This window comes from Pseudomonas quebecensis (assembly GCF_026410085.1).
In the GTDB taxonomy this organism is placed as follows: domain Bacteria; phylum Pseudomonadota; class Gammaproteobacteria; order Pseudomonadales; family Pseudomonadaceae; genus Aquipseudomonas; species Aquipseudomonas quebecensis.
Genome location: NZ_CP112866.1, coordinates 1,645,945 through 1,667,974, shown reverse-complemented (window position 1 = coordinate 1,667,974; position 22,030 = coordinate 1,645,945). Strand labels below are relative to the sequence as shown.

Here is a 22,030-nt window from a genome sequence, read left to right as displayed (position 1 = left end):
CGACTACCATACCGCGCCGGTTCCCGAACGGGACTAATAGGGAATCCGAAGCGCGGTACACCCGCGCCAATCGGAACTGCCCCCGCAACTGTAGGTGCCGAGCCTGCTCCCCACTGCCACTGGACGCGTCCGGGAAGGCTGGAGCGTGGCGATGACGCATCAGTCAGGAGACCTGCCGGCCCAGCAAGATCACTAACCGGCGGGGTGTCCGGGAAGGACCTCCTTGCCCGGCCCTTGGCGCCGGTGCTCAAGGGCGTGTTTCCATGAGCGTACCTCCCCCGTTGCACGTACGGTCCACACGGAGAACGCCCCATGCTGCCACGCGCTACCGCCCTGCTCGCCGGCTTCGGCCTGGCCACCCTGGCTCACGCCGCGCCCACTCACTACCCGCTGACGGTGCAGAACTGCGGCAGCACGCTGACCTTTGCCCAGGCGCCCGCGCGCAGCGTGACCATCGGCCAGACCGCCACCGAGATGCTTTACACCCTCGGCGTGGGCGACAAGGTGGTCGGCACGTCGCTGTGGTTCAACCCGGTGCTGCCGCAGTTCAAGGCGCAGAACGACACCATCGAGCGCCTGGCCAATAACGAACCGAGCTTCGAGGCGGTGATCGCCAAGCGTCCGCAACTGGTGGCCGCCGAGCTGGAATGGGTGGTCGGCCCCCAGGGCGTGGTGGGCACCCGCGAACAGTTTCATGAGCTGAACATCCCGACTTACCTGCTGCCCTCCGACTGCGAAGGCAAGGACAACCTGGTGGGCGCCGACGGCACGCGGCTGGAGCCGTTTCGCATCGACACCATTTACAAAAGCATCAGCCAATTGGCGGCCATCTTCGACGTCCAGGACCGTGGCCAGCAACTGAACGACAGCCTCAAGGCGCGCCTGGCCAAGGCCGTCGCCACGGCCCAGGGCAAGGGCCTCAAGCAGGCCAGCGCGCTGGTGTGGTTCTCCAGTTCCGAGATGGCCAGCGACCCGTACGTGGCCGGGCACAAGGGCGTGCCCGAGTTCATGCTGCAAACCCTGGGCCTGCGCAACGTGGTGCAGTCCGACGAAGAGTGGCCCGCCGTCGGCTGGGAAACCATCGCCAAGGCCAACCCGACCTTCCTGGTGATCGCCCGCATGGACCGCCGTCGCTACCCCGCCGACGACCATGAAAAGAAACTCGCTTTCCTGCGCAGCGACCCGGTCACGCGCAACATGGACGCGGTGAAACACAACCGCATCATCATCCTCGACGCCCTGGCCTTGCAGGCCAGCGTACGCACCTTCGATGGCCTGGAACAGCTGGCCGGCGCCATCGACGGCTACGACCTGCCGCAATGACTGCCAGCCTGCTGCGCACCCTCCTCGCCCTGGCGCTGCTGCTCGCTGCGGTACTCGCCGGGGTAGCCATCGGCGAAACCGCCATCGAACCCCAGGTGGTGTTGCAGGTGCTCGCCAACAAACTGTGGCACGCAGGTTATGTGCTCGACCCCATTGATGAAGGCGTGGTGTGGAACTACCGCCTGACCCGCGCCCTGGTCGCCGCCGCCTGTGGTGCGGGGCTGGCCACGTGCGGGGGGATCCTGCAATCGCTGCTGCGTAATCCGTTGGCCGACCCGTACTTGCTGGGCATCAGCGCCGGCGCCTCGACCGGCGCGGTGCTGGTGGCGCTGATGGGCGTGGGCGGTGGACTGGTGTCGCTCTCGGCCGGCGCATTCGTCGGCGCGATGGCGGCATTTGCCCTGGTGATTCTGCTTGCGCGCGCCAGCGGTTCGTCCAGCGGCACCGGCCAGATCATCCTCGCGGGCATTGCCGGCTCGCAGCTGTTCAATGCCCTTACCGCTTACCTGATCACCAAATCGGCCAGTTCCGAACAGGCGCGCGGCATTCTGTTCTGGCTGCTGGGCAACCTCAGCGGCGTGCGCTGGCCGTCGGTGTGGCTGGCGGTGCCGGTGGCGCTGCTGGGGTTGGCGGTGTGCCTGTGGCATCGTCGCGCGCTGGATGCGTTCACCTTCGGCAGTGACTCGGCGGCGTCCCTGGGCATCCCGGTGCGGCGCGTGCAGATCGTGCTGGTGGGCTGCGCGGCGCTGGTCACGGCGGTGATGGTGTCGATTGTGGGTTCCATCGGCTTTGTCGGCCTGGTGATCCCCCACGCCGTGCGCCTGCTGCTCGGCACCGGACACTCGCGCCTGCTGCCGGCCAGTGCGTTGGGCGGCGCGCTGTTCCTGATCGCCGCCGATGTGCTGTCGCGCACCTTGATCAAGGGCCAGGTGATTCCGGTCGGCGTGGTCACGGCGCTGGTGGGTGCGCCGGTGTTTGCGCTGATCCTGATCGGCCGGAGGAACGCGCGATGACGGTGTTGAGCTGCACCGCGCTGGGCTTCAAGGTGCGTGACGCCGAGCTGCTGCGCGGGATCGATCTGCAGGTGGCCCTGGGTGAAACCCTGGGCATCGTCGGCCCGAACGGCTCCGGCAAGTCCACCCTGCTCAAATTGCTCGCCGGCCTGCGCACGCCGTCCAGCGGCGAAGTACGCTTGGGCGAACAGCGTCTGGGCGACCTGTCGCGCCGCGCCATCGCCCAGCAACTGGCGGTGGTGGAACAGCAGGCCGACACCGACGACGCCATTCGCGTGTTCGACGCCGTGGCCCTGGGCCGCACGCCCTGGCTGTCGGCGCTGAGCCCGTGGGCCGCCGAGGACGACGCCATCGTGCGCCAGGCCCTCGTCGACGTGGACGCCACCCACCTGAGCCAGCGCGCCTGGCGCAGCCTGTCCGGCGGCGAACGCCAACGCGTACACATCGCCCGCGCCCTGGCGCAACGGCCCCGGATCCTGCTGCTGGACGAACCGACCAATCACCTGGACATCCAGCACCAACTGGCGATCCTCAAAGGCGTGCAAGCGCTGCCGGTGACCACCCTGATCGCCCTGCATGACCTCAACCAGGCCTTGACCTGCGACCGCCTCGCCGTGCTGGATCGTGGGCGCCTGGTGGCGCTGGGCAAACCGCTGGAGGTGCTCACCCCGCAACGCCTGCAAGACACCTTTGGCGTGCAGGCGCACTACCTGACCGACCCGGTCGATGGGGCACAGATACTGCGGTTGCGGTCCAACTGATAAGACAGCCAGGGCTGTGGAGCGGATTCTGGGGATTGCTCTATATGGTTGGTAGATAGGCTTGTTGTGGTGAGCGGGCTTGCCCCGCGCTGGGCTGCGAAGCGGCCCCAAACCCAGGCACCTCGGAGTGTCAGATGAAACCACATTGTCTGGAGTGGGGCCGCTTCGCAGCCCAGCGCAGGACAAGCCTGCTCACCACAAAAAACCGCTCATCACATCACGTCGACGTGGGGCGGATTCTGGGGATGCTCTATATGGTTGGTGGATAGGCTTGTTGTGGTGAGCGGGCTTGTCGAATCGTCGCACCGCCCGCGCTGGGCTGCGAAGCGGCCCCAAACCCAGGCACCTCGGAGTGTCAGATGAAACCACATTGTCTGGAGTGGGGCCGCTTCGCAGCCCAGCGCAGGACAAGCCTGCTCACCACAAAAAACCGCTCATCACATCACGTCGACGTGGGGCGGATTCTGGGGATTGCTCTATATGGTTGGTGGATAGGCTTGTTGTGGTGAGCGGGCTTGTCGAATCGTCGCACCGCCCGCGCTGGGCTGCGAAGCGGCCCCAAACCCAGGCACCTCGGAGTGTCAGATGAAACCACATTGTCTGGAGTGGGGCTGCTTCGCAGCCCAACGCAGGGCAAGCCTGCTCACCACAAAAAACCGCTCATCACATCACGTCGACTCACCACGAAAAGAGTCGTCAGGCCCACTATCGATGTGATGCGCGGTGTTAGAGCGAAGACTGTTCCCTAGTGAGGCAACCGCTGATCCACTGTCGGCTATACGCCAATACCGCATCCGCCATGCCCACCGGAAAGTGAATAAACCCGTGGGCCGATTCCGGCAGCAAGTGCGCCTGCGCCTGCGGCCAGCGTTCGGCGAGCAACCGCGTGTCGTCCAGCAGCGGGTCCAGGTCGCCGACGAACATCAAGGCCGGCGGCATTCCCTCCACATCACCGTACAAAGGCGATAAAGGTGGCTGCCGACGCTGGTCATCGCTCAGCCCCGGCGTCAGCAGGCGCAAGGCGTCCACCATCCCTGGCCCGTCCAGCAGCAACGTATCGGGGCCTGCCGCCCGCACGCTGGGGCTGCCGGTGAGGTCGTACACGCCGTAATACAGCACCGCGCCGCTGATCCGTTCGAGCAGCGCCGGCCATTGTTTCAATGCAAGAAGCGTCGCGGCCGCCAGGTGCCCGCCGGCCGATTCCCCGACGACAATCACCGGCAACCCGGCAAACTCCGGCTCACCGAGCAGCCAACGCACGGCGGCCAGGCAGTCCTGCATCAAGCCCTGGACCGGTGTGTCGACCGCCAACCGATAGTCCACCGACACCACGGTCACGTCGCAGGCGCGCACCATGCCCAGGTTGAGGTCGTCGTCCATTTGCGCATTGCCGATCACCCAGCCGCCACCGTGAATATCCAGTACCACGCCTTTGGGCGGGCCGCTGGGACGCAGGATGCGCACCGGCACCTGCATGCCGTCCTGGCGGATCAAGCGGGTTTCAGCGGCTGGGCCTTTCTTGATTTTCTGGCTGATGCGCAACAACGTCTGCAACACGCGCGGCGTGACGCGATTGCGGATCTTGAAGCGCGGCATCCACCCCAGTTTCTGATTGAAGCGGCGCATCTGGGCCAGTTCGGTCGCACTGGCGGGCCATGGCTGCAGGGCCATCAGCGGTTATTACGCAGGATCGAAAAATTCAACGCCGCCGCTACACACAGCCACGCCAGGTACGGGAACAGCATCAAGCCGGTGAGCAGGTCCAGGCGCACGGCCAGCACCACCATCGCGGCGACAGTAAGCCAGAGCAGCACGATAATCACCATGCCCGCCAACAGCCGGTGGGCGCCGAAAAACACCGGGGTCCACAAGGTATTCAAGGCAATCTGCGCCGCCCACAGCGCCAATACCATCTGGCTGCCGGGGATCAGGCTCAAGCGATAACCGGCCCAGGCCAGCAGCAGATAGATGATCGTCCACGCCACCGGAAACAACCAATTGGGCGGTGTGAAGCTCGGTTTAACCAGAGAGTCGTACCATGCGCCGGGCTTGAAAATAATGCCGGTACTGGCGGCGGCGGCGCAGGCGAGCAGGAAGATAAAGAAGGTCATCGTCGGTCCTTGGCTGAGGTCAGCGGGGCGAGTGGAAAGAAAACCAAGCGGTCTGCATGCTTCAAATGACTCAAGCAGGCGCGCATAAATTCAATGCGGGTCGGAAATTCGCGTCGGATCGCGCGCTTTCAGCCGTCATTAAAATTGAGTACCGTGCCTTCAACCCGCCATCCCGAGAGCCCACGCTTGACCATTCCCATCAGCGATCGACACAGCAGCCCCTGGGCGGTGTTCCTGATTTTCCTGCGCCTGGGGCTCACCTCGTTCGGCGGCCCGATTGCGCACCTGGGGTATTTTCGCGAGGAGTTCGTGACCCGGCGACGCTGGCTGAGCGAGCGCAGCTATGCCGAACTGGTCGCCCTGTGCCAGTTCCTGCCCGGCCCGGCCAGCAGCCAGGTCGGCATCGCCCTGGGCCTGACCCGCGCCGGTTACGGCGGCGCGGCGGCGGCGTGGGCCGGGTTTACATTACCGTCAGCGTTGCTGCTGATCCTGTTTGCCTTGGGCCTGGCCCACTACGGTACGGCCGTGCCCGCCGGTGTGCTGCATGGCCTCAAGGTGGTCGCGGTGGCGGTGGTCGCCCAAGCCGTGTGGGGCATGGCGCGCAACCTGTGCCGGGGCGTAACGCGGGTGCTGCTGATGCTGCTCGCGGCCGCAGCAGTACTGTGGCAACCCTCGGCGTGGGCGCAGGTGGGGGTGATTGCCGCCGCTGGATTGGCCGGTCTGGTGCTATTCAAACCTGCACTGGCCACTGAACCCGACGCACTGCCCGTCCCCCTCAGCCGACGCGCCGGGGCCTTGTGGTTACTGCTGTTTGCCGTGCTGCTGGTGGGCCTGCCGGCGCTGGCGCATGGGCTGCCCCATCACAGCCTGGCGCTGGTGGACGCCTTCTACCGCAGCGGCGCGCTGGTATTCGGCGGCGGCCATGTGGTGCTGCCGGTGCTGCAAGCCGAAGTAGTAGCGCCGCAGTGGCTGAGCAATGACGTCTTCCTAGCCGGCTACGGTGCCGCACAAGCCGTGCCGGGGCCGCTCTTCACCTTCGCGGCCTTCCTGGGTGCCTCAATGAACCAAGCCCCCAGCGGCTGGCTGGGCGGCGTGGTGTGCCTGCTGGCGATCTTCGCGCCATCCTTCTTGCTGATCTTCGGCGCCCTGCCCTTCTGGCAAAGCCTGCGCCACAGCCCACGCACCCAGGCCGCGTTGGCGGGGGTCAACGCGGCGGTGGTCGGCCTGTTGCTGGCGGCGCTGTACCACCCGGTGTGGACCAGCGCGATCTTCAACCTGTACGACCTTGCCCTGGCGTTACTCGCACTCGTCGCCCTGATGGCCTGGAAGCTGCCGCCGTGGCTGGTGGTGGCTGGCTGCGCCGCCTTGGGTGGCCTACTCGGCTGAACCGGGCGCGACGATCCTGAGCCAGGGCCAGCGCGCCTGATAACTGAGGGCCTTTTGCGCAAACAACGCGGGTTCCGAGTGCAGCGGGTTGATGCGCAGCACGCCCTCGGCCACATCCTGCAACCCGTAAGGCGCATACAACTCACCCGTCGCCACCTCCAAAGCGATGCAGGTGCCGGCGACCAGGTAACGATCCACGCCGTCGCGGGCCGAATGCAACTGGGGGTAAGGTCGACCAAAACGTTGGCCGTACCACAGGTGAACCCGCGCCTGATTCCTGACCTCGACATTCACCCCCAAGTCCTTGAACAACGCCTGCGCCGCGCGAATCACCGCGTCCTCAGCTTCGTAGGACAGGTCTGGGTCGAAGTAAAAAACGTCGTAGTCCTTCACCCCCTGATCGGCCGGTCGATTCGCCTGATGGTTCCACACCGCCTGGAACAGGCAGCCCGCCGTGAGCATGCACTGCGCCACACCCAGGTCGGGCAGGCGCGCGGTGATTTCTACGTTAAGCGGGTTGGCCATGGCCGGGGAAAGGAAAGTGTCGACAGTCAATGTCATGGGCGCTCCTGCGGACGGCGGTGCTTATTCAGGCGAAGGCGGCCACAATAATGCACCGCTGTAAATGGCGGAAACATTTACTCAACGTGACAGTCTCAGTGCCGACCCGCCCTCAATCGTCAAGGATAAAACGATGCGACTCAACGCCATGGCCCTCGCCGCCAGCGCCCTGCTGCTCACCGCCTGCAGCGACAGCCCGTCCGACACGGACATTCAAACGGCGCTCCAACCCCAGCTGCAAGGCCCTGCCTGCGTCAGCGCGCCAATGTTCAAAAGCTTCCCGGTCACCTTGAGCGAAGGCTTCAGCGCCGCCGTTTCCAGCGGCAACGCACCGGCGTTCGACGCCCTGGTCGACGCCGGCCTATTGGCCAAAAGCGACAAAACCTACAGCCTCACCGAAGCCGGTCGCACGGCCTACACCGAACAAGCACCGGGCTTCTGCTATTCCAAAGGCTACGAAATCGCCAAGATCAAGGACATCAGCCCCAACCCCGACCCAATGGGCGCCGCCGTGGACAAATCCTGGGTGGTCACCCTAGATATCCGCCAGATGCCCATGGCCGCCTGGGCCAAAACCCCGGCCCTGGCAAAACTCACGCGCCACTCGGAAAACCTTTCCGAAGCGCCCAAGACCTACCATGTGACGGTCGGCCGCGTGAAAGGTGAACAGGGCCTCAAGCTGATCGACCCCAGGTTTTCCATCATGCGCGGTGTCAGCGTCAGCCAGGGGTTCTGATCGGAGCATGTGGACGGTGTTGGCGAAAATCGTCTGAAGGCAAAATCCGAATACCCTGCGACGCCTTGCTCCCTTGCCTACGCCTGCGTCAGAATCCGCCGGCTTGTGCGCTGGGGTGGCCGTCTCTAAGGTTGCCCGGTCGCTGAATTTCTCAGGGATCGGGTTTAGTAGCCCACGATTCAACCTAACGATTGCATAAGCATCATCTGTCAGACGTTCCGGTGTCTGTGCTTGATGGCGGCTGTGCGCAGGGCACCTCCGGGTGCGCCGGTTTTGTTAGGTTCCACCGGTCTACTAACCTGCGTACAGCTGCCTCCCTTTTGTTTAGTAGCGAACGGGAAGCGGCCTCGAGCAAGGAACTTAACCATGGTTATCGATTCAACCACTCTCTTCAGCGTCACCCCCGACGCCAGCACCGAAAGCCTCATCACCAACAGCTACGAAACCTTCACCAGCGTCAGCACACTGCTGCTCGACCTGTCCGAAGACCTCAGCGGCAAACACCGCGACATCGCCCTGGCCATCCACCAACTGAGCGAACTCGGCGTACTGCTCACCGCCCGCCTCCTCGACCGCGAAGCGCCCTGCTCGGCTTAACCTTTCAGCTCATCCGCCCGATGGCTCGCCGCGTCGTCGTAAGCCACATACAACGACTCGGCGACCTGGCTCTTGATCGCTTTGCTGGCTTCCAGCCCAAGCACAAACCCTTCGGCTTTACCCCCGGCGCGGTTGAGTTCTTCATGGGTAGCGGCGCCGGTAATGGCGTCAAGAAGCTTGACGGCCTGCGGGCCGACGCCTTTGGGGAGAGAAATGTGCTCGATGGACATTGCGGTACCTATTGAGGAAAAGAACGGTAGCGCGTGGAACCACTGCCGGGGCGTGCATGGTAGACCGATTGCAGGCGTGATGGGCCGGTTTCGGCCATGACCGGCCCGCCCACTTGCTCAGCGGCAGCGCGATTACTGATAAGTGTCCGCCTCTTGCGCCGGATAAAACTCGCCCTCCTTGCCCATTTTTACCAGCCGTTCGCGCACGATCACCTCAACACGGGCCACCGCAGCCTGATCGTCAGGATCGACCAGTTGCAAGCACAGGCGCCGAACATTCTGATCGTGGGTTCCCTCACTGAGCATCTCGTGGGTGAACACTTGCTCACCACGCCATAGACACAGCTGCGTATGCGTGTCGCCGAGCCAGATCTCGTTGACCGATCTGAGGTCAGTGGTCGCCAGTTGGTCCACGGTGATTGTCTTATCCATTGCGCCATACCTTACCGATGAATAGGTACAGGTAGACTGAAAGGCACAGCGGGTCGTTCCACGCATCGGCAGGTCGACCGGACCTATGGTGTTGAACTGCGGTCTGGTTCAGGGTTGAACGGGCAGCAATTGCAGGGGCAAGGAAGAAGAGTCCAGGGTGAACCAACACTGACTTGATAGGTTGACTCACAAAGGGCCGTATGCAGATATAGCTCATTGTGACGGGCAGTAATCGTCCAGATGCAGACCGTGGAGAGGCTATTACTGCATCAGTAATGATGCGTCTATCACTGCCGCGCCTTTACGTTTAATCTCGCGATTAGAAAATCAATTTTCAGGATAATCAAGAGGTCACGTGTTGCTATGGAAAGCTACACTACATGCATTCAGCAAAACCGCGGCAGTAGTGTCGACTAATAAATAATCAGGAGCAATCATGAAAATTGTTATAGCACTCACACTTTTATTATTTACATTAGCAGGATGCGCTACAGCTGTGAGCCAATCGCCACAGCAAGCTGCACAATCTGCGGCAATTTTGTTTGAGCAACAAAAATTCAATTTAATCTGGATTCCCGCAGCTGATAACGCTATCTCTGGAGCGATGGCATCCGCCCTTATCGGAAGTGCAGGTCTAGACTCTCCGATTGTTTCAAGCATCCACCAAATAATTGCCCCTGCAAGCGAAGCTGACGTTCGTGTCGCCATCTCAGGAGTTAATAGTTCTTTTGCAGCTAACTCAGCTATTTCGGCTTTAAATAATACAACAACTATGCTTCCTAAATTACAACTTGCATTCATCGGTTCTAAATCAGACTCCGAGGCCGTTCGCTCGGCAGTGGAAGCTAAAGGCGGTAAATTCTTACACTCCACACCAAATGGCTCCTAAATAGCGACGAACGACGCTGGCCTGACCGGCGTCAGTCGACCTACAGCTATCGGTCGTGACAGGCAGAAATCGCCAGAAGCGGCCTGTCGACACCGGCGCCCCCATTCCTTGTGCGGTACTGCGTTCATGCAACTAGACACTGTCCTAGGCGACTTCTTCCTAACGTACGGCAAACACCTCCACATAGAGGCCAACCATGCCCTATTACGGTCGGGAGACTTCGCTAAAAACCTCTACCTCATCAAAGCTGGTGCAGTGCGGATCTGCGTGCGCGACGCAGAAGGAACGGATACCAGCGTCCAATTCTTTTTTGAGGGCGAGGTCGTAAGCTCTCTGGAGAGTCTGGTTAGCGGCTGTCCAAGCGAGTTGGAAATTATCACGATGGAAGCGTGCCACCTGTGCGTGCTAGACCGGGACACCGTTCTGGCGCACACCCTTTCGAAACCAATCTTGCAGACTCAGTTGCTGGCACTCACGCAGTTGCGACTGGTCGACTACATCAAGCTCTACACCAGTGCCATCTCGCAAACCCCTACAGAACGATATCTGGGCATGCTCTCCACTCAGCCAGATCGATTGGCAAGAATTCCCATGCACGTGCTTGCAGGTTATTTGGGGGTGACCCCAGTTCACTTGAGCCGAATTCGGCGAAAGCTGAAAGCGAGCGCAGACAAAACCGGCATCTGAACATATGTAAATGACAACATAACGCCAGAGAAGCACGATTGGCCTTCACCACTGCTCTGACCAATCTGCGGCAGCTAACGGGCTGATGTTTCGACATAGCCCGCTGCCCTTGGTTACCACAGTAGCGATGAGACTTTTCAAGCATCCATCCACTTCTGGAGGTATCTCGATGGCATTGAATTTACTGGCTGTACTGCAGATTTCCGGCGCAGCATTTCTGACTTGGGCATTAGTCAAGTTAGCACGCTGGCTTTGGATCTACCTCTGGCTACCAGCGCGATTCAACGGCGAATCTTTAGCCAAACGCTACGGTAAAGGAAGCTGGGCATTCATCACTGGTGCCAGCGACGGTTTGGGTAAAGCTTTCGCCCGCGAATTAGCCCACTGCGGCTTTAACCTGATCTTGGCAGCACGTACCCAGTCCAAACTTGATCGCCTCCAGAGCGAGTTGCAGGAGTTGGGGGTTCAAGTTAGAACTATCGCGCTTGACCTGTCGGATTCGGCGCCACACACCTATCAAGCCCTGGCCGCCGCCGCAGAGGATGTTGATCTCTCGGTGCTGATCAACTGTGTAGGCACCACAGTACATCGGCGTTATGCGGATGTGCCGACTGCAACTCTACGCCGTTTGCTGGCTGTGAATGTCAGTACCACCGCTATCGTGACCCATACGTTGCTGCCTGGACTTCTCAGGCACAGCTCCTCGACAGGAAGACGTGCGGCGCTTCTGAACGTAGGCTCCATTGTGGGACGCTTTTATTGGCCGGGTACGCAGATCTATGGAGCCTGCAAGGCTTTCGTTGATCATCTCACTGTTCCGCTGGCATTTGAGTATTCAGATCAACTCGACGTTTTGTCCTTTCAGCCCACCGTCATGGCGACAGCTATGGCAGCAGGCACAGAACCAGCTGCCATTACCATTCCAGCAGAATTGGCTGCCAGCGCAGCGCTGTCTCATTTAGGCCACACACTCTCATCTCATGGCCATTGGCGACACGGTCTAATGGCAGCCCTTGTCACTATCCTTCCCGCCCGTGTACGAAATGCAGTGCTGCTCAGCGGAGCGTTGGAGATGGGGAGAGTTGAAATGGCCAAGGGCGAATAGGCCCTAGGCATCGAGCGTCCCCTTTGCTTGCTTCTCGACAATGCACCCCAGCCCCCAACAGCAGCTTTATGGCGGTAGCTGCTCTTCGCTAAGGGCAGCTATGGGGTCGATTTTTGCCGGTCACCACGGTCAGAAAGCGGTCAGAACCAGGCGACTCGCGCTGGCTTTTTTGCCGCATCAGTCACTGCTGTAAACCAGATGAGGGTAGTTACCGCCCTCGCCTTTCACCCATCGAAACGCAAGAAATCTGGTCATTGCTATCCAAGTAATACATCCCTTCCAAGAAGCCGACCATCGGCGTGAGCCCGAGTAATGGTTCAGACTCAAATGTGATAGGGAAAGAAATCCGTTTCGCTTCATCTGAGGCTTCATCCCAGGATGGGTTTAACAATTCCTGCCCAGAACGAAACAACTGTGCCGTCATTGAGGAACAGCGTGGGTTGTCGATGGTTAATATGTTCAACCAGACTCCAGTGCACGTATCCCAGATAGCCAGTGCCATCGGCACCGAAAAACTCGGCTCGCACGATCATCGCCAAGCCTACTTCCTCGGCACAAGGTCGATTAAAGTAAGTGCCCTCAAAGAAAGCGCCTCGAATCGTTTTTATACCCGATATGGTTTCCAGTTCGTCCAAAGCAGTGAGTTCGACAATTATTATGTCCGCCACAATCTTACGGTGAGCGGCCCAGCGTGTTAGTGGGTTGAAGGCAGAGGTCGGTGGCAGATCCCATTGTTTAAATGTGGTCGCACCCCGTTTGCATGCTTCCACTTGCAGCGCCGGTTGTTCAATGCGGCGATTCTGTTGTGACTGACGGCCATTCAATAGGTATCAGCAAAAAACTCTGTCTTAATAGGCGCTTACTTGTACAGAGGCGTCTGTCTGATGATACGTAGCATTTTCACATTCCTTTTGGCGGCAGGCATTGGCTGCGTTCATGCTGCCGAGAAAGTCCCGTTGGCGCGTGACATCAAGGACTGGATTATCGGCTGCGATAACACACGAACATGCACGGCGATCAGTGCCGTGCAGGAGCGCGATGACACGGGCTTTTCAACGTTCAGCATACGAGTCACACGTGAAGCCGGCCCGCAAGGCGCCTTGCATGTCGGGGTGTTCAGCTATACAGAAACCCGTGGCCAGCCAACACTTGATGACAAACCGCTGAAGTCTCAATTTGAACGTGGCGTACTGAAAGAAGGCGATACCCCCGAGGTTTATGCACTCAACGGTTCGTCAGCCCAAGCCCTGATCACAGAGTTGCGCAATGGGAACTACCTAGTGCTGCCGGTCAAGGAGGGCAAATCGTACGCATCGCTAAGCGGGATGAGTGCGGCGCTGTTGCTGATGGACTCGGTTCAGGGGCGGGTCGGCACGCAGGACGCATTGATTTCCAAGGGCCCGGCGCCCGCTAGCAGCGTGCCGTCAGCCCCTGCCGCTCCGATAGCGCCAATTTGGCAGGCACCTGCCGCGCTAACTGCGGACAAAGCAAAACAGATCGCGGATGCCGTGGTCGTTGCTACCCGCAAGGACTGGCAAGAAGATCTGAATGAAGACATCACGCCAAAAGCCAGCGCCTACGCCTTGAGTTCAGATCAAGCACTAGTGATCATCGAAACCGGCTGTGGGGGCTACAACTGCTTCTACAGTATTTACCAAGCACCCTTGGACCACCCAGAGCAGGCGCGCGCAGCGCTGATCGCCGAAGTGCCAAACCTGCCGGAACGAGAGCCCCAGGGCTTCGTAGAGTTTGATCCGGCCACGGGTGTACTTAGCAGTCAGGAAAGAGCGATGAGGATGGGCGGTTGTGGTACTACGCTGCGCTGGCGTTACGACGGTAGCGGTTTCACGCTCACGCATGCGGCTGAAATGATCCCTTGCATGGGGCTCGATCAGGCTTATTGGCCTGTGCTGTGGCGTAGCCAGGGAAGTCGCTGATACTGCGAATATCCCGCAAAGGAGGCCGCTTGGCGGTGATGTGCCGATATCTGCCAGCTACCAGATACACGGGCATTATTCAGGAAGCGAACAAGCGTGCTTAAGACTATGGGGGCAGACCACTAATAGCCCAGCGCAGGGCAAGCCTGCTCACCACAAAACCTGGTGTTCTCAGGTTATGTTTTCACTGAACGGGTTGTGTAGAGCCTCTTACCCCAATCACACCTTGAGCAAACCCGGCTAGGCACGCGCGCCCCGCTATAGTCGACTCTATCGCCGACCGCCCTTCCAGGAGTTTCTCCCAGTGTCCGAAACGCCGACCCAACTCGCCTACACCAAGCGCTTCAACGCCGTCCTCGCCTACATCCAGGCCAATCTCGAAGGGGACCTGTCGGTGAATACGTTGAGCCGGGTGGCGAATTTTTCGGCGTTTCACTTCCATCGACAGTTCACCGCGTTTGTCGGCGTGCCGGTGTCGCGTTATGTGCAACTGATGCGCCTGCGTCGTGCGGCCCATAGCCTGGCGACCGCTGCCGATTATTCGGTGCTGGAGGCCGCGCTCAGTGCCGGTTTCGATAGCCCGGAGGCATTCAGCCGGGCGTTCCGGCGGGCGTTCGGTATGGCGCCGAGTGCGTTCAGGAAAGCGCCGAACTGGCAGACCTGGAATGCGGTGTTCGCTATCCCTCACTTTTCCAGGACGATCATCATGCAATTACGCATTGTAGAATTCCCCGAAACCCAGGTGGCCGCGCTTGAGCATTGCGGGCCCGCCGGGCTGGTCAATCAGACGACCAGCCGATTTATCGAATGGCGCAAGCAGAGCGGCCAGTCGCCGGTGGCGTCGAGCCGCACGTTTGGCATTCCGTATAACAACCCCGATACCACCGCGCCGGAGGCGTTTCGCTTCGCCGTTTGTGGCGAGATTGACGCAGCGGTGGCACCAAACGAGTTTGGCGTGCATGCGCGCGTCATTCCTGCCGGGCGCTGCGTGGTGGTGCGGCATGTGGGCTCGCCGGATCATATCGGCGAAACCATCTATCCGATTTACCGCGATTGGCTGCCTGCCAGCGGCGAGGAGCTTCGCGACCACCCGCTGTTCTTCCATTACCTGAGCGTCTACCCCGAGACGCCGCAGGATCAATGGCAGACCGATGTGTATGTGCCGCTGCGCTAGCGGACCGATCAAGCCCGCTGGGCCTCCTGGCGCAACGCATCGAGGTGACGTTGCGCATGGGCGGCCTGGCAATAGGCGTTGAGGATCTCTGCGATTTGGTCGCAATCCAGGGTGCGGCCGCCCTGCATCAGGCCGGCGGACTGGATGCGGATCTGCGGCTGGGGCTTTTTCAGGGCCAGGGCCTGGTTGCCGAACAGCTGTCGCGCGGAGCGATGAACAGGCAGGGGCGCATCCGCACGCAAAATCAGTTTCTGTACCGTCAGCCAGCCCTCCTCACTGATGGAAACATCGACAATGTCCACCAGGTCCACCGGCGCGCTCAGGGTGTCCACAAACAACTGGCGGCGGGTCAGGCGCATAAAGGCGTGTTGCCCGGCGTTGCGGTGCTGCCACGTCAACAACACAAACAACACCGCCATCACTGCGGCACACACGCCCAGGCCGGTGGAACCCCGGTGGAGCGCGAACCCCAGCAAGCTCAGGGAAACCAGCAAAAACAACGGGCCGCGTATCTTGTACCGGCGCGAGTTGGTGAATTCGGTCTGCTCGGGCACGCGCTGGATAACCTGCTCGAGTTCGGCGACCGCACGCTCGCGCTGAGCATCGCGGGAGTCGGCGTATTCCTGGCTGAGTGTGCTGGCCAGATCCGACAGCGGATCGGAGGGTTGGGTCATGGGTCATTCTCCTTGGGCGATGGATAGTGGCGGTGATAAGGGCTGCGCGGCAGGCGCGGACGACGCCTGGGTGAGCTGGCTGAACCAGTGGCGGTCGTGTTCGGTGGGCACGCGCGTGGCCTCGGCCAGCAGGGCGTCATCCAGCACCACGCCCAGTTGCTGCAGGCGCAGCACTGTCGGCGGGTGCGTATCGAAAGGGTGCGCAATGGCATGGTCCAGCGCCGCTTCGTTCAAGCGCAGCGGTGTGCGACGCAGGTGGTCGGCCAGGGCCTGGATCAGGTTGGGGTGACGCTCGCTGAGCAGCGTGTTGATTTCGGCGTCCAGCGCGATAACCCGTAGCAGCGCCTGGCAGAACAACCGCTCGCCACCGATGTTGCCGCCCACCCGATCCGCCACCAGTTCCTGGGCGCGGCCCCAGTGGTGCACTGCCAGTTGAAAGTGGTGCAGGAAACGCTGCGTCATCCAGATCGCCGGGCGCTCGATCCACGCCGGGTCGGCATCCCCCGCACTGATAAACGAAAAGTGCACGCACATCAGGCTGAAATGCGCGCCGATTTCGCTGCCGCGCTCGGTGTCGCGACTGCTGAAATGCCCCAGCTCATGGCCGATGATCGACGCCGTCTCGGCCTGGCTCAGGGTTGAGAGGTAGGTCAGCGGCAGGTAAAGAGTACGCCCGGTGAGCAGATCACCGGCCGGTTGCAGCGCCACATCGACACTGGTGACAAAAAACGATTGGTCGATGCCCACCACGATATGGTCGGGCACCGGCGCGCCGGCGGTATGGGCCAGTTGTTCGATCCAGCCCCACAAGGCCGGGGCCTTGTCGCGCCCCATGGCTTGCCCCAGAAACGCCGAGGACGGCCGGTCCAGGGCGTGCCATTGCCGGCGCAACCGCTCGATCAGCAGGCACCCGACCCACAGCACCGCAATCACCGGCACCGCCACCAACAGCATGAACCAGCCGCCGGCCTTGAAGTGGCTCCAGCCCCAGCTCAATTCATATAGCAGGCTTACCGCCAGCGCGCCGACCAACAGCCCGGTGTAGGCCACCAACCACTGCCCCAGAGCACGCCAGCAGAGGAACAGGCGGTCGTAGAGAAAGTCCCTGGATTGTCGCGCGCGCCAGGCGTCCAGCCGCAGCTTCACCCACGTCGCAGGCCCTGCCACCAACGCGGCGAGGGCCAGCCAATACGCCAACCCGGCCAGAGCCTGACGCACGCGGAGCCAGGCGTAGTCGCCGCCGATACCCTGCGCCTCGCGCAGCACTTCATCGGCGCGCCAGCTCTGCACACTGGCCCACCCCATCAGGGCCAGCGGCAGCAGCAGCATCGTCAGCGCCCATGACCACCGTCCGAATCGGCTCATTGCTCAATTGGCCTGCAGGTAGTCAGTCAGGAACGCCTGCGCATTGCCTTGGCTGGACAGGAATTCGTCATAGCCGACGTTCAACGCTTGAGCTTCGCCGGGCAAGTACAGCTCGCCCCAGCCCTGTTGCAGCACCAGCACCACAAACTTCTGGCCGTCCACGGTGGTGGAATAGCGGGTGTCCTTACCGGTCTTTTCCACGGCCATTTTCTGGATCTTCATGTTCCAGTCGTGGTCTACGCCCTCCACTTGCACCAGCGCCTGATTGTCGCTGCGTGCACCGATGCGCAGGGTCCAGACCTTCACACCGCCCTCCCCAGCGTAGGCCAGCACTTTTTCCGCGACTTCCGGACGATTGTCAGCGTGGGCTATCCCCGCGAACACGGCCAGCACCAAGCCCAACAGGGCCGCCCATTTGCGATAAATCAACATCATCGGCTTCCTCGACAGTTCAAAGCCGACCATTGAAATCAACGCACAAGGCTCTGCCAAGCGGTGCGGCCGCTGCGCACAAGAATAAGGCCGTGGCTCACAACAACTGATCCCTTTGCGTGATGTCGGTATGATGCATACGTTGCCAACCAGCCTTGACGGAGGCTTTTTCAATGGACCGCCGCAACCCGTATCTGGATACCCAATTCTGCTTCGATCACCCGGAGGCCCTGGACCAGGCCGGCGTATTCGACGACAGCGCGCGGCAAGTCATGGGCAGCGCGATCGGGCATTACCGCGCGCAGACGGTGCGGTCGCACTTGCAGTATTTCGACTGTGACCTGCAGTTCCCCGAACCGTTGAGCATCCACAAGGTGCTGCCCGACAGCCTGTGCATCGTTCAGGTATTGGGTGGGCAGTGGCAACATCGGGTGGACGGCGTGCTGAATGAATACACCCCCGGCGCGCCCCATGTGCTGGGCTTGAGCGAAAGCATGGAAGCCATGGACCAGATGCCCGCGGGCAGTGGTGCGCGCATGGCCGGGCTGCGCATCGGCGGCGACTACCTGCGCGAAATGGCCGAAGAAGACGCGTCACTGCAGCCGTTGGCGTCTCTGCTCGATGATGGCATGCACTTTTCAGCGCTGAACGGCTGCCGCGCACTCGGACGTTTGCTCGAGCGGCTTTATCATTCGCCCTACCAGGGCGCGCTGGAGCGGCTGAATCAGGAAAGCCTGAGCCTGGCCGTGCTGGTCGAACTGGCCACGCATCTGGCGCCGCAGCCGGCCAAACCCGTGGCCGCGTTGCGCAGCCATTCGGACCTGGCGCACGAAGCACGCTTTCAGCTCGACGCCAACCTGATGAACCCGCCCGGCACGCTGGCGCTGGCCCGGGAGCTGGGCGTGGGGGAAACCACCCTGAGACGCGCCTTCAGCCGCGTGTACGGCCAGTCGATGCTCGATTACGTGCGCCAGCAGCGCCTGGAACTGGCGCGCACCCTGCTGCGCCAGCGCAAATGGCACGTGGCGCAGATTGCCCACCGCTTGGGGTACGCCAACCCGGCCAACTTCAACCATGCCTATAAGGCGCATTTCGGCCATCCGCCGGGGGCTGAGTGCTGATATTCGGTGCGCCTATTCAGCCGCCTTGCGCACCAATACGCCAAAGAGCTCGCCTCTGGGCATCCTGCTCAGCGCAATGTCGGCGTCCTCGAACCACTCCTGCCCCGCCTCCGGATGCGGGCCGCTCAGCACCACCACACCTTTCGCATAGGTGTACCGCGCCGCCGCGACATCGCCATTGGCATAGGTGGCAATCACCGTATACGGTGCGCGCATCGGCCTTGGGAAAATAAGGTCCATCCTGATAAAACACGCTGTCGGCCTTGCCATCCCAGACCACCCTCACCGCCGCGTCCTCAATGCCCTTCACTTCAAAACCCGGCCGCCCGGCTTCGGAATCAAGGTCGTAGCGGATCAAACCGAAGTTGCCCTTATCGGCCAGATAAGCCCCCATGCACAACCCCAGGTAGCGCCCGCCCCTGGCCACGTATTCGCGGATGGCTTGCACGCGCGCCGCACCTAAACTGTCCAGCGCCGCAGGAATGTCCTGGCCTCCGCCGGGCTGAACATACAGGTCATAACGCGCGAGGGTTTGGGGGGTGATGTCGACCGCTTCGTCAGCGCCCACAAAATCGATCTGGTAATCGGGGCTGAGCCGCAGCAACGCCTGTTTGACGTTTTCGGAACAGTCCTCACAGCCCGCCGGGCCACGGTAGATGGCGACATGTGTGAGGGGTGTGGCGGCTTGCGTCCAAGGCGAGTGCAGCGTAACGAATGCGATAAACACGGCGGCGATGGCGGGGAGCTTCATGCTTGCAGGCTCATTCAACGTGGGGTCGGGTCGGTAAGAAGCCTAACGCGAAGCCATCAAGCAATACGTAAACAGTTGTAAATCGGCCTGAGATCCTGATTGGCGCCGGTCACTGCCCCTCCTCCGAGGGCGCGCCGTAAGCCTCGCCGATCTCCACCCGGTCGGCCTTGACCCAACCGGTGTAGTCCTCGCCATCCTTGGCGACGAAGTTCACTTGCACCCACGACTGGTCCTCCAGCATGGCGTAGACCGTCAGGCCGTCACCGGGGATCACGAACAGCGTCTTGTTGGCACAGGCCTCATCCGGCGCGGTATGAAAATGCGCACGCCCGGTGCCGATCACCTTGCCCTGCACCGAAGGATGAAACTCAGGCGCCGTGCCGGAGATTTTTTCCGCCAGGGCGGAACAGTCGACGGCGGCCTGGCTCAGGCCGCTGAACAGACACAGGCACAACAGGCTCGAACGCAGAGGCATGGGGCGAATTCCGTGGGATGTAGCGTGGACGTGTGATGGCAGAAATTAGTGGATAAACCAAGGCGACACCAGCGTTATCTCCGGGTGTCATGGCGCCGGCTTCGCCGCCAACCGCAGTTTCGATTGATCCCAGCGGCCCCTCAAGGTGCTATGGCTATTGCTTGATTCGACCTCTATCATGCCCACGCACGGAAGCCCTCCCATCAAGGAAAATGAGATGAAGTCATTAATAGCTGCGGCCTTATTGGCAATCCTTGCGGGTTGCGCGTCACAGGGTAAAAGTGATCAGCAGATTGTTCTGGAAGCTTCCGACATCCACGTCATGACGCTCGCAGCCGGCCAAAACACGGTCAGCTTGCCCACGGTAAAAATCCCAAGTCATGGTCTGATCGGCGACAGCATCTCGATTGCGGCGGGAGGGGGTGCCAACGCGACCCAACTTCGGCAGGCACTGGTGGGAGCAAAAAGCGCGGGGGAGAACGGATTCTTAATTATCGGCTCGGGCACCTCGCTCGACGTGGCGATTATCAAGACCGCGTTTGATTCGCTCGACTTGAGCGGCATGCGTATCTATTACGCCGGCAACGAACCTCAGAAAGATGAAGTGCGTCACGCTATCGAGACAGCTCGTGCGCATTTCCAGTACATCAGCATGCACTGAATGCCGGAGTTAACCTGAAGCAGAACCGCTCTCGCCTCAGTCCCGTGCCTGCGACAGCGGCCTGGCCACCGTCTCCAGTGCCTGCCGCTCCGCCGCCACGCCCCAGACCGCCTGCACCACCGCCGCGCCACACATGAGCACGGCGCCGATCAGATAGCCGATCAACAAACTGCCGCGCTGTTGCGTCTGGATAAGTTGCCCGAACAAGGTCGGCCCGATGATCCCGCCCAGCCCGGTGCCGAATGCGTAGAACACGGCGATGGCCAGTGCGCGGATTTCCAGGGGGAAGGTCTCGGCGACGGTCAGGTACGCCGAGCTGGCGGCAGCCGAGGCGAAGAAGAAAATCACCATCCACGCGATGGCTTGCTGGGTCACGTCGAACCAGCCTTGCGCAAACGCGTACCCGCTCAGCGCCAGCAGCACACCGGACACCGCATAGGTCAAGCTGATCATCACGCGCCGGCCGATCACATCGAACAGCCGACCCAGCAGCAGCGGCCCGCAGAAGTTTCCCAGGGCCAGCGGCAGCACGTACCAGCCGACCTGTTCGGCGGGCACCTGGTAGAAGTCGGTGAGCACCAGGGCATAAGTGAAGAAGATCGCGTTGTAGAAAAACGCCTGGGCGGTCAGCAGGGTCATGCCCACCAGCGCGCGGCGGCGAAAACTGACGAACAGGGTGTGGAAGATTTCGCCCAGCGGTGTGTGGTCGCGTGGGTGCAGGCGCAGGCCGGGGCCGCTCACGGCAGGCAAAGCATGGCCCTGGTGGCGCAGCCGGGTTTCGATGCCTTCGACGATGCGCCGGGCTTCGTCGTGCTGGCCGTGAATCAACAGCCAACGCGGGCTTTCCGGCAGCCACAGGCGCATGACCAGAATAATCAGGCCCAGCGCAGCGCCGATGCCGAAACACAGGCGCCAGCCGAGGTCGCCGCCGACCACGTTCGGGTCAAGCAACACGATAGCCCCGCCGGCGCCCAGCGCGGCACCCAGCCAGAAAGTACCGTTGATGGTGAGGTCCACCCAGCCGCGATAACGCGCCGGAGTGAATTCCTGGATGGTCGAATTGATCGCCGTGTACTCGCCGCCGATGCCCATGCCGGTAAGGAAGCGAAACAGCAAAAAGCTTTCCAGGCTAAAGGAAAACGCCGTCGCTGCGGTGGCACCGATGTACAGCCACAAGGTGATGAAAAACAGTTTGCGTCGCCCCAGGCGGTCGGTGAGCCAGCCGAACAGCAGCGCCCCGAGCACGGCGCCGGCGATGTACACGCCGCCGGCCAGGCCGATGTCGAAATTGCTCATGCGCAGGTCAGGGCTGTTTTTCAAGGCACCGGACACCGAGCCGGCCAGGGTCACCTCCAGGCCGTCAAGCAGCCAGGTGATACCCAGCGCAAACACCAGCAAGGTGTGGAAGCGGCCCCAGGGCAAGCGGTCGAGCCGCGCCGGCAAGTCGGTTTCAAAGACGGCGCCGGGTGTGCCGGCAGGCAGGTGTTGATCGGTCATCGCGACATCCCTGGTGCAGAACCTATGAAGTAGGAGCCAAGCGGCGCCGCAGGAGTTCAAAGTCTTGGAACGCAGCGCCCTGCGCCACAGTCGGAACAACACCTCCCGGCAA

General features: G+C 61.5%; 23 protein-coding genes, 2 pseudogenes and 1 riboswitch. Of the genes and pseudogenes, 14 read left to right on the top strand and 11 right to left on the bottom strand.

Features of this window, described 5'->3' with window-relative positions; genetic code table 11:
- Positions 1 to 194: riboswitch (cobalamin riboswitch) on the top strand.
- A 118-nt stretch (positions 195 to 312) separates the two neighbouring features.
- The 3 genes from OSC50_RS07815 to OSC50_RS07805 are packed head-to-tail and all read left to right on the top strand — an operon-like array spanning position 313 to position 3,097.
- Entirely contained in the window at positions 313 to 1,323 is a 1,011-nt protein-coding gene (locus OSC50_RS07815; RefSeq protein ID WP_253508568.1) for an ABC transporter substrate-binding protein, read from the top strand.
- Positions 1,320 to 2,336 carry a FecCD family ABC transporter permease gene (locus OSC50_RS07810; RefSeq protein ID WP_491568567.1) on the top strand — a complete coding sequence of 339 codons (1,017 nt, stop codon included), beginning with the start codon at positions 1,320 to 1,322 and terminating at the stop codon, positions 2,334 to 2,336. The genes OSC50_RS07815 and OSC50_RS07810 overlap by 4 nt, the downstream gene beginning before the upstream one ends.
- Positions 2,333 to 3,097 carry an ABC transporter ATP-binding protein gene (locus OSC50_RS07805; protein WP_266246172.1) on the top strand — a complete coding sequence of 255 codons (765 nt, stop codon included), beginning with the start codon at positions 2,333 to 2,335 and terminating at the stop codon, positions 3,095 to 3,097. The genes OSC50_RS07810 and OSC50_RS07805 overlap by 4 nt, the downstream gene beginning before the upstream one ends.
- 726 nt (positions 3,098 to 3,823) lie before the next feature.
- Here the strand turns inward: OSC50_RS07805 and OSC50_RS07800 are convergent.
- Together OSC50_RS07800 and tspO are read right to left on the bottom strand one after the other, a co-directional pair.
- A complete protein-coding gene (locus OSC50_RS07800; RefSeq protein ID WP_266246174.1) occupies positions 3,824 to 4,768 on the bottom strand; it encodes an alpha/beta hydrolase in 945 nt (314 codons plus the stop codon).
- Entirely contained in the window at positions 4,768 to 5,208 is a 441-nt protein-coding gene (gene tspO, locus OSC50_RS07795; protein WP_034099216.1) for a tryptophan-rich sensory protein TspO, read from the bottom strand. The genes OSC50_RS07800 and tspO overlap by 1 nt, the downstream gene beginning before the upstream one ends.
- 192 nt (positions 5,209 to 5,400) lie before the next feature.
- Here tspO and chrA point away from each other — a divergent pair, with 192 nt between their 5' ends.
- The gene (gene chrA / locus OSC50_RS07790) at positions 5,401 to 6,594 is read left to right on the top strand and encodes a chromate efflux transporter (protein WP_266247487.1); all 1,194 of its coding nucleotides are present in this window, start codon (positions 5,401 to 5,403) and stop codon (positions 6,592 to 6,594) included.
- Here chrA and OSC50_RS07785 read toward each other — a convergent pair.
- Entirely contained in the window at positions 6,583 to 7,155 is a 573-nt protein-coding gene (locus OSC50_RS07785) for a nucleotidyltransferase family protein (RefSeq protein ID WP_266246176.1), read from the bottom strand. The genes chrA and OSC50_RS07785 overlap by 12 nt on opposite strands.
- 133 nt (positions 7,156 to 7,288) lie before the next feature.
- Between OSC50_RS07785 and OSC50_RS07780 the strand changes: the two genes are divergently transcribed.
- Positions 7,289 to 7,891, top strand: coding sequence for a hypothetical protein (locus OSC50_RS07780; protein WP_266246178.1), 603 nt, complete (start codon positions 7,289 to 7,291; stop codon positions 7,889 to 7,891).
- 366 nt (positions 7,892 to 8,257) lie between these two features.
- Positions 8,258 to 8,488, top strand: coding sequence for a DUF6124 family protein (locus OSC50_RS07775; protein WP_034136847.1), 231 nt, complete (start codon positions 8,258 to 8,260; stop codon positions 8,486 to 8,488).
- On the opposite strand, the gene OSC50_RS07770 is transcribed toward OSC50_RS07775, so the two are convergent.
- Both OSC50_RS07770 and OSC50_RS07765 read right to left on the bottom strand, forming a co-directional pair.
- Complete coding sequence (locus tag OSC50_RS07770; protein WP_253508584.1) at positions 8,485 to 8,718, bottom strand: hypothetical protein; 234 nt, start codon at positions 8,716 to 8,718, stop codon at positions 8,485 to 8,487. The genes OSC50_RS07775 and OSC50_RS07770 overlap by 4 nt on opposite strands.
- A 132-nt stretch (positions 8,719 to 8,850) precedes the next feature.
- Positions 8,851 to 9,150, bottom strand: a complete 300-nt coding sequence (locus tag OSC50_RS07765; protein ID WP_094066784.1) for a hypothetical protein — start codon at positions 9,148 to 9,150, stop codon at positions 8,851 to 8,853.
- 436 nt (positions 9,151 to 9,586) lie between these two features.
- Here OSC50_RS07765 and OSC50_RS07760 point away from each other — a divergent pair, with 436 nt between their 5' ends.
- The 6 genes and pseudogenes from OSC50_RS07760 to OSC50_RS07735 all read left to right on the top strand — a co-directional run bounded on the left by OSC50_RS07760 (position 9,587) and on the right by OSC50_RS07735 (position 14,942).
- Positions 9,587 to 10,039 (top strand): hypothetical protein, encoded by a 453-nt coding sequence (locus tag OSC50_RS07760; RefSeq protein ID WP_266246184.1) that lies wholly within the window; start codon positions 9,587 to 9,589, stop codon positions 10,037 to 10,039.
- 126 nt (positions 10,040 to 10,165) lie between these two features.
- Entirely contained in the window at positions 10,166 to 10,726 is a 561-nt protein-coding gene (locus tag OSC50_RS07755) for a Crp/Fnr family transcriptional regulator (protein ID WP_181081491.1), read from the top strand.
- Positions 10,727 to 10,895: 169 nt separating this feature from the next.
- A complete protein-coding gene (locus OSC50_RS07750) occupies positions 10,896 to 11,831 on the top strand; it encodes an SDR family NAD(P)-dependent oxidoreductase (protein WP_266246186.1) in 936 nt (311 codons plus the stop codon).
- A gap of 563 nt (positions 11,832 to 12,394) precedes the next feature.
- Positions 12,395 to 12,529 (top strand): annotated as a pseudogene (locus OSC50_RS07745) (GNAT family N-acetyltransferase); the annotation flags it as partial.
- Between the two features lie 186 nt (positions 12,530 to 12,715).
- Complete coding sequence (locus tag OSC50_RS07740; protein WP_266246187.1) at positions 12,716 to 13,768, top strand: DUF1176 domain-containing protein; 1,053 nt, start codon at positions 12,716 to 12,718, stop codon at positions 13,766 to 13,768.
- A gap of 304 nt (positions 13,769 to 14,072) precedes the next feature.
- A complete protein-coding gene (locus OSC50_RS07735) occupies positions 14,073 to 14,942 on the top strand; it encodes an AraC family transcriptional regulator (RefSeq protein WP_181081487.1) in 870 nt (289 codons plus the stop codon).
- Positions 14,943 to 14,950: 8 nt separating this feature from the next.
- On the opposite strand, the gene OSC50_RS07730 is transcribed toward OSC50_RS07735, so the two are convergent.
- From OSC50_RS07730 to OSC50_RS07720, 3 genes are read right to left on the bottom strand one after another with little or no spacing between them, the layout of a single operon-like run.
- Positions 14,951 to 15,616 carry a hypothetical protein gene (locus tag OSC50_RS07730; protein ID WP_253508592.1) on the bottom strand — a complete coding sequence of 222 codons (666 nt, stop codon included), beginning with the start codon at positions 15,614 to 15,616 and terminating at the stop codon, positions 14,951 to 14,953.
- A 3-nt stretch (positions 15,617 to 15,619) separates the two neighbouring features.
- Positions 15,620 to 16,981, bottom strand: a complete 1,362-nt coding sequence (locus OSC50_RS07725; RefSeq protein WP_266246190.1) for a M48 family metallopeptidase — start codon at positions 16,979 to 16,981, stop codon at positions 15,620 to 15,622.
- A 3-nt stretch (positions 16,982 to 16,984) separates the two neighbouring features.
- On the bottom strand, positions 16,985 to 17,413 hold the full coding sequence (locus OSC50_RS07720) for a hypothetical protein (protein ID WP_181081486.1): 429 nt from the start codon (positions 17,411 to 17,413) through the stop codon (positions 16,985 to 16,987).
- 173 nt (positions 17,414 to 17,586) lie between these two features.
- Between OSC50_RS07720 and OSC50_RS07715 the strand changes: the two genes are divergently transcribed.
- A complete protein-coding gene (locus OSC50_RS07715; RefSeq protein ID WP_266246191.1) occupies positions 17,587 to 18,534 on the top strand; it encodes a helix-turn-helix transcriptional regulator in 948 nt (315 codons plus the stop codon).
- Between the two features lie 12 nt (positions 18,535 to 18,546).
- Here OSC50_RS07715 and OSC50_RS07710 read toward each other — a convergent pair.
- A pseudogene (locus OSC50_RS07710) lies at positions 18,547 to 19,285 on the bottom strand (BPL-N domain-containing protein).
- 109 nt (positions 19,286 to 19,394) lie between these two features.
- The gene (locus tag OSC50_RS07705) at positions 19,395 to 19,760 is read right to left on the bottom strand and encodes a hypothetical protein (RefSeq protein WP_253508599.1); all 366 of its coding nucleotides are present in this window, start codon (positions 19,758 to 19,760) and stop codon (positions 19,395 to 19,397) included.
- Positions 19,761 to 19,977: 217 nt separating this feature from the next.
- Here OSC50_RS07705 and OSC50_RS07700 point away from each other — a divergent pair, with 217 nt between their 5' ends.
- On the top strand, positions 19,978 to 20,421 hold the full coding sequence (locus OSC50_RS07700) for a hypothetical protein (protein ID WP_266246193.1): 444 nt from the start codon (positions 19,978 to 19,980) through the stop codon (positions 20,419 to 20,421).
- Between the two features lie 36 nt (positions 20,422 to 20,457).
- On the opposite strand, the gene OSC50_RS07695 is transcribed toward OSC50_RS07700, so the two are convergent.
- Positions 20,458 to 21,918: an MFS transporter gene (locus OSC50_RS07695; protein WP_266246195.1), complete on the bottom strand. Its 1,461-nt coding sequence runs from the start codon at positions 21,916 to 21,918 to the stop codon at positions 20,458 to 20,460.
- Between the last annotated feature and the right edge of the window lie 112 nt (positions 21,919 to 22,030).

Coding starts and splice junctions, on each gene's coding strand:
- OSC50_RS07720 (WP_181081486.1), bottom strand. CDS start 17,413: ATGTTGATTTATCGCAAATGGGCGGCCCTGTTGGGCTTGGTGCTGGCC.
- OSC50_RS07785 (WP_266246176.1), bottom strand. CDS start 7,155: ATGACATTGACTGTCGACACTTTCCTTTCCCCGGCCATGGCCAACCCG.
- OSC50_RS07740 (WP_266246187.1), top strand. CDS start 12,716: ATGATACGTAGCATTTTCACATTCCTTTTGGCGGCAGGCATTGGCTGC.
- OSC50_RS07700 (WP_266246193.1), top strand. CDS start 19,978: ATGAAGTCATTAATAGCTGCGGCCTTATTGGCAATCCTTGCGGGTTGC.
- OSC50_RS07810 (WP_491568567.1), top strand. CDS start 1,320: ATGACTGCCAGCCTGCTGCGCACCCTCCTCGCCCTGGCGCTGCTGCTC.
- OSC50_RS07780 (WP_266246178.1), top strand. CDS start 7,289: ATGCGACTCAACGCCATGGCCCTCGCCGCCAGCGCCCTGCTGCTCACC.
- OSC50_RS07775 (WP_034136847.1), top strand. CDS start 8,258: ATGGTTATCGATTCAACCACTCTCTTCAGCGTCACCCCCGACGCCAGC.
- OSC50_RS07760 (WP_266246184.1), top strand. CDS start 9,587: ATGAAAATTGTTATAGCACTCACACTTTTATTATTTACATTAGCAGGA.
- OSC50_RS07705 (WP_253508599.1), bottom strand. CDS start 19,760: ATGCCTCTGCGTTCGAGCCTGTTGTGCCTGTGTCTGTTCAGCGGCCTG.
- OSC50_RS07800 (WP_266246174.1), bottom strand. CDS start 4,768: ATGGCCCTGCAGCCATGGCCCGCCAGTGCGACCGAACTGGCCCAGATG.
- OSC50_RS07715 (WP_266246191.1), top strand. CDS start 17,587: ATGGACCGCCGCAACCCGTATCTGGATACCCAATTCTGCTTCGATCAC.
- OSC50_RS07750 (WP_266246186.1), top strand. CDS start 10,896: ATGGCATTGAATTTACTGGCTGTACTGCAGATTTCCGGCGCAGCATTT.
- tspO (WP_034099216.1), bottom strand. CDS start 5,208: ATGACCTTCTTTATCTTCCTGCTCGCCTGCGCCGCCGCCGCCAGTACC.
- OSC50_RS07770 (WP_253508584.1), bottom strand. CDS start 8,718: ATGTCCATCGAGCACATTTCTCTCCCCAAAGGCGTCGGCCCGCAGGCC.
- OSC50_RS07755 (WP_181081491.1), top strand. CDS start 10,166: ATGCAACTAGACACTGTCCTAGGCGACTTCTTCCTAACGTACGGCAAA.
- OSC50_RS07695 (WP_266246195.1), bottom strand. CDS start 21,918: ATGACCGATCAACACCTGCCTGCCGGCACACCCGGCGCCGTCTTTGAA.
- OSC50_RS07730 (WP_253508592.1), bottom strand. CDS start 15,616: ATGACCCAACCCTCCGATCCGCTGTCGGATCTGGCCAGCACACTCAGC.
- OSC50_RS07765 (WP_094066784.1), bottom strand. CDS start 9,150: ATGGATAAGACAATCACCGTGGACCAACTGGCGACCACTGACCTCAGA.
- OSC50_RS07805 (WP_266246172.1), top strand. CDS start 2,333: ATGACGGTGTTGAGCTGCACCGCGCTGGGCTTCAAGGTGCGTGACGCC.
- OSC50_RS07815 (WP_253508568.1), top strand. CDS start 313: ATGCTGCCACGCGCTACCGCCCTGCTCGCCGGCTTCGGCCTGGCCACC.
- OSC50_RS07725 (WP_266246190.1), bottom strand. CDS start 16,981: ATGAGCCGATTCGGACGGTGGTCATGGGCGCTGACGATGCTGCTGCTG.